The organism is Streptomyces sp. NPDC127106 (assembly GCF_042677605.1).
Classification (GTDB): domain Bacteria; phylum Actinomycetota; class Actinomycetes; order Streptomycetales; family Streptomycetaceae; genus Streptomyces.
Map to the genome: position 1 here is coordinate 247,452 of NZ_JBHXTC010000003.1, position 5,005 is coordinate 252,456.

At 73.9% G+C, this 5,005-nt stretch carries 4 protein-coding genes; 2 read left to right on the forward strand and 2 right to left on the reverse strand.

The annotated features are described in order from the left end of the window. Window positions 1-145: 145 nt before the first annotated feature. A complete protein-coding gene (locus tag ACFVGY_RS05525; RefSeq protein WP_385671390.1) occupies window positions 146-976 on the reverse strand; it encodes an inositol monophosphatase family protein in 831 nt (276 codons plus the stop codon). Window positions 977-989: 13 nt separating this feature from the next. Continuing rightward, window positions 990-2,159, reverse strand: a complete 1,170-nt coding sequence (locus tag ACFVGY_RS05530; protein ID WP_385671393.1) for a ferrochelatase — start codon at window positions 2,157-2,159, stop codon at window positions 990-992. A 167-nt stretch (window positions 2,160-2,326) separates the two neighbouring features. Here ACFVGY_RS05530 and ACFVGY_RS05535 point away from each other — a divergent pair, with 167 nt between their 5' ends. After that, a complete protein-coding gene (locus ACFVGY_RS05535) occupies window positions 2,327-3,607 on the forward strand; it encodes an MFS transporter (RefSeq protein ID WP_385671395.1) in 1,281 nt (426 codons plus the stop codon). After that, window positions 3,534-4,886: a D-arabinono-1,4-lactone oxidase gene (locus ACFVGY_RS05540; RefSeq protein ID WP_385671398.1), complete on the forward strand. Its 1,353-nt coding sequence runs from the start codon at window positions 3,534-3,536 to the stop codon at window positions 4,884-4,886. The genes ACFVGY_RS05535 and ACFVGY_RS05540 overlap by 74 nt, the downstream gene beginning before the upstream one ends. Window positions 4,887-5,005: the final 119 nt, after the last annotated feature.

The window sequence follows — 5,005 nt, forward strand, 5'->3', positions numbered from 1 at the left end:
ATCCCACACCTCTCCCCCCAATCACTCGGGTGCACTTACACACATCTCTTATCCCACCCCCCACCCCGTACCCCGGGCCTACGGTGGGGGGCCGGGGTCCCTGTACGTCTGGATACGTCTGGGTACGTCTGGCGCCCGTGCGCCGTCAGTCGTGCCAGGCCCCGGCCGCCTCCAGCAGCGGCTGGAGCGCCTCGAACACGGCCGGCGTGCCCGCGAGCGCCAGCTCGCCGGAGGCGGGCCGCCCCGGCCGGCCGCCGGTCAGCGCCCCCGCCTCACGGGCGATCAGCACCCCCGCCGCCAGGTCCCAGGGGTTGAGCCCCCGCTCGTAGTAGGCGTCCAGCCGCCCCGCGGCCACGTCGCAGAGGTCGATGGCCGCCGACCCGCCCCGCCGGATGTCGCGCACCCGGGGGATCACCTGCTGCGCGACCTGCGCCTGCTGGGCCCTGCGGGGCTGGAGGTAGGCGAAGCCGGTGGCCACCAGGGCCCGGTCCAGGGGTGCGGCCGCCCGGCAGGCGAGCCGGGTGTCCCCCAGCCACGCCCCGCCGCCGAGCACCGCGTGGAAGGTCTCGCCGCGCATCGGGGCCGCCACGACGCCGACCAGGGTCTCCCCCTCGTACTCGGCCGCGATGGACACGCTCCAGGCGGGCAGCCCGTACAAGTAGTTGACGGTGCCGTCCAGCGGGTCCACGACCCAGCGCACCCCGCTGGTGCCCCGCCGGTCCGCGCCCTCCTCGCCCAGGAGCCCGTCGTGCGGCCGCCGCCGCTCCAGGACATCGGTGATCAGCTTCTCCGCGGCGAGGTCCATCTCGGTCACCACGTCGATCGGGCTGCTCTTCGTCGCGGCCACCGCCAGATCGGCCGGCCTGCCGTCCCGCAGCAGTGCGCCGGCGGCCCGGGCGGCCTCGTGGGCCACCTCCAACAGCTCGGCCGCCAGGCCCTCCGGGACCCCGGGTCCCGCGTGCGTCTCGGATGTCACGTCCGCTCCCCCTTCACGCGTACGGGCTGTCGGCACCCGCGGCCGCCGGCCGGGCGGTCCGCGCCGGGCAGCAGCCGACCGGGCACAGGTCGTGGCTCGGCCCGAGCAGCCCCAGGGCGCACCGCTCCACCGGCTCGCCCCGCTCCGCCGCGGCCCGTTCCAGCACCAGCTCCCGGACCGCCGCCGCGAAGCGCGGGTCGGCCCCCACCGTCGCCGAGCGCACCGCCGGCAGCCCCAGCTCGGCAGCCTTGGCCAGGGCCTCGGTGTCGAGGTCGTACAGGACCTCCATGTGGTCCGAGACGAAGCCGATCGGCACCATCACCACCGCCGGCGCGCCTGCCCCGTGGAGCGCCTCCAGGTGGTCGCAGACGTCCGGCTCCAGCCACGGGACGTGCGGGGCGCCGCTGCGCGACTGGTAGACGAGCTCCCAGGGCAGCTCGGTGCCCGTCTCGGCGCGGACCGCGTCCGCGATCAGCTGCGCGACGTCCAGGTGCTGCCGGACGTACGCCCCGCCCTCGCCGTCGGCGGTGTGGTCCCCGGCCGGGCCGGAGGCGTCCGCGGCGGCGGTCGGGATCGAGTGCGTGGTGAAGGCGAGGTGTGCTCCGGCACGCACCTCCTGCGGCAGCGACTCCAGCGCCGCCAGCACCCCGTCGATCATCGGCTGCACGAAGCCGGGGTGGTTGAAGTAGTGCCGCAGCTTGTCGACCCGCGGCAGCTCGGCGACGCCCTCCTGCTCCAGGGCGGCCAGCGCGTCCGCGAGGTTCTCGCGGTACTGGCGGCAACCCGAGTACGAGGCGTAGGCGCTGGTCGCCAGCACCGCGATGCGCCGGCGCCCGTCGGCGGCCATCTCCCGCACCACGTCGGTGAGGTACGGCGCCCAGTTGCGGTTGCCCCAGTAGACGGGCAGGTCCAGTCCGTGCTCGGCGAAGTCCTTGCGCAGCGCGTCCAGCAGCTCGCGGTTCTGCGCGTTGATCGGGCTGACCCCGCCGAAGCCGAAGTAGTGCTGTCCGACCTCCTTGAGCCGCTCGCGCGGGATGCCGCGCCCACGCGTGACGTTCTCCAGGAAGGGGACGACGTCGTCAGGGCCCTCGGGGCCACCGAACGAGAGGAGGAGGAGGGCGTCGTAGGGGCCGGCAGGGCCTTGGGCCGGGGGCGAGGCGGCGGCACGGAGCTGGTCTGACATGCCTCGAATCCTGCCACCCGGCTCCTGGGGCGGGGAACGGGGCCCGCCGCGCCCCACCCCGCCACGCAGGTAAGGTGAACCTAACTTCCAACCTGGATCACCCCGTGCGGGCGCCTGTCGGCACACGTAACCTGTATGGGCCAGCGACGTCCCTTACGGAGGGCATCTTGCCCAGTCCTTACCGCGCCATCTTCGCCGTCCCCGGCACCAAGGGGTTCAGCGCTGCCGGCTTCATAGGCCGGATGCCGCTGTCGATGGTCGGCGTCGGCATCCTCACCATGATCTCCGAGCTCACCGGCCGCTACGCGCTCGCCGGTGCGCTCACCGCGACCCTGGCCCTGTCGGCCGCCGTCGTCGGCCCGCAGGTCTCCCGCCTGGTGGACGCGTACGGCCAACGGCGGGTGCTGCGCCCGGCGACCGTGATCGCGCTCGCCGCGGTCGCGGGACTCCTGCTGTCCGCGGCGAACGGGCTGCCGGACTGGACCCTGTTCGTCTTCTCTGCGCTGGCGGGCTCCGTGCCGAGCGTCGGCTCGATGATCCGCGCCCGCTGGACCGCGCTCTACCACGAGAAGCCGCGCGAACTGCACACGGCGTACTCCTTCGAGTCCGTCGTCGACGAGGTCTGCTTCATCTTCGGCCCGATCCTCGCCATCGGCCTGTCGACCACCTGGTTCCCCGAGGCGGGCCCCCTGGTCGCCGCGCTCTGCCTGTTGGTGGGCGTCTGGTGGCTGACGGCGCAGCGCGCCACCGAGCCGCCCCTGCACCCCCGCGACCGCGACGCCGACCGCACGTCGGCGCTGACCTCCCCCGGCCTGCAGGTGCTGATGGCCACGTTCGTCGCGACCGGCGCGATCTTCGGCTCCATCGACGTGGTCACCCTGGCCTTCGCCGACGAGCAGGGCCACAAGTCCGCGGCCAGCTTCATCCTCGCGATCTGGGCCGCCGGGTCCTGCATCGCGGGCATCGTCTTCGGGCTCCTCCACCTGAAGGGGAAGGCCGAACGCCGTTGGGTACTGGGCGTGTGTGCGATGGCCGTGAGTATGATCCCCCTCCTACTGGCCGGGAACCTGCCGTTCTTGGCCGTGGCGCTCTTCGTCTCGGGCCTCGCGATCGCTCCCACGATGATCACCACGATGGCCCTGATCGAGGCGCACGTACCACGCGCGAAGCTGACCGAGGGCATGACCTGGATCAGCACCGGCCTCGCGGTCGGCGTCGCGCTCGGGTCCTCCGTGGCCGGCTGGGTCATCGACGCCGCCGGCGCGAAGACCGGGTACGTCGTCTCCATCTCGGCGGGGGCCGCCGCGGCGGCGGTCGCGTTCGCGGGTTACCGCCGGCTGACGCGGCCGGCGCAAGGGGAGGAGCCAGCTGACGATGGGGACGGTCACAGCAGGACGGCAGCAGCCGGGGGCACCGGGCACACCGCGGAATCCGGCAGCGTGGCGTAACTGGGCGGGCAACGTCACCGCCGCACCGGCCCGGGTGGTGGCCCCGGCCTCGGTCGGGGAGGTCCAGGAGGCCGTGCGGCGGGCCGCCGAGGACGGGCTGCGGGTGAAGGCGGTCGGCACCGGCCACTCCTTCACCGCGGCCGCCGCCACCGACGGGGTGCTCCTGCGCCCCCAGGCGCTCGCCGGGATCCTCGGCACCGACCGGGCCGCCGGCACCGTGACGGTGGCGGCGGGCACGGCGCTGAAGGACCTCAACCGGGCCCTCGCCGCCGAGGGGCTGTCGCTCGCCAACATGGGCGACATCATGGAGCAGACGGTCTCGGGTGCGACCAGCACCGGCACCCACGGCACGGGCCGCGACTCCGCCTCCATCGCCGCCCAGATCCGCGGCCTGGAGCTGGTCACCGCCGACGGACGGCTCCTCGCCTGCTCGGAGAAGGAGCATCCGGACGTCTTCGCGGCCGCCCGCATCGGCCTGGGCGCGCTCGGCATCGTCACCGCGATCACCTTCGCCGTCGAGCCGCTGTTCTTCCTGACCGCCCGTGAGGAGCCCATGCGCTTCGACCGGGTGACCGCGGAGTTCGAGGAGCACTTCGCGGAGAACGAGCACTTCGAGTTCTACTGGTTCCCGCACACCGGCAACTGCAACACCAAGCGCAACAACCGTAGCCAGGGACCCGCCGCCCCGCCCGGGCCGGTGAGCGCCTGGATCGAGGACGAGCTGCTGTCCAACGGCGTCTTCCAGGCCGTCAACTCCCTGGGCCGCGCCGTCCCGGCGGCCATACCCGGCATCGCCCGGGTCGCCAGCCGCGCCCTGTCCGCGCGCACCTACACCGACATCCCGTACAGGGTGTTCACCAGCCCGCGCCGGGTGCGGTTCGTGGAGATGGAGTACGCCCTTGCGCGCGAGCACGCCGTCGAGGCGCTGCGGGAGCTCAAGGCCATGGTCGACCGCTCCCGGCTGCGCATCAGCTTCCCCGTGGAGGTGCGCACGGCCCCGGCGGACGACATCACGCTGTCCACGGCCTCCGGGCGGGACACGGCGTACATCGCCGTGCACATGTACAAAGGCACCCCGTACCAGGCCTACTTCACCGCCGCCGAGCGCATCTTCACCGCGTACGGCGGGCGGCCGCACTGGGGCAAGGTGCACACGCGGGACGCGCGGTACTTCGCCGAGGCCTACCCGCGCTTCGGCGAGTTCACCGCCCTGCGGGACCGGCTGGACCCGGACCGCCTCTTCGGCAACGACTACCTGAGGCGGGTACTGGGCGACTGAGCCCGCCACGGGCCTCCGGTCCGGGGGGGGGCCCCGGGGGGGGGGGGGGGCGCGGGGCGCGCCCCCCCCGCGCCCCGCCCCCCCCCCCGGGGGGTGTGGGTGGGCACACAAAGGGGGAC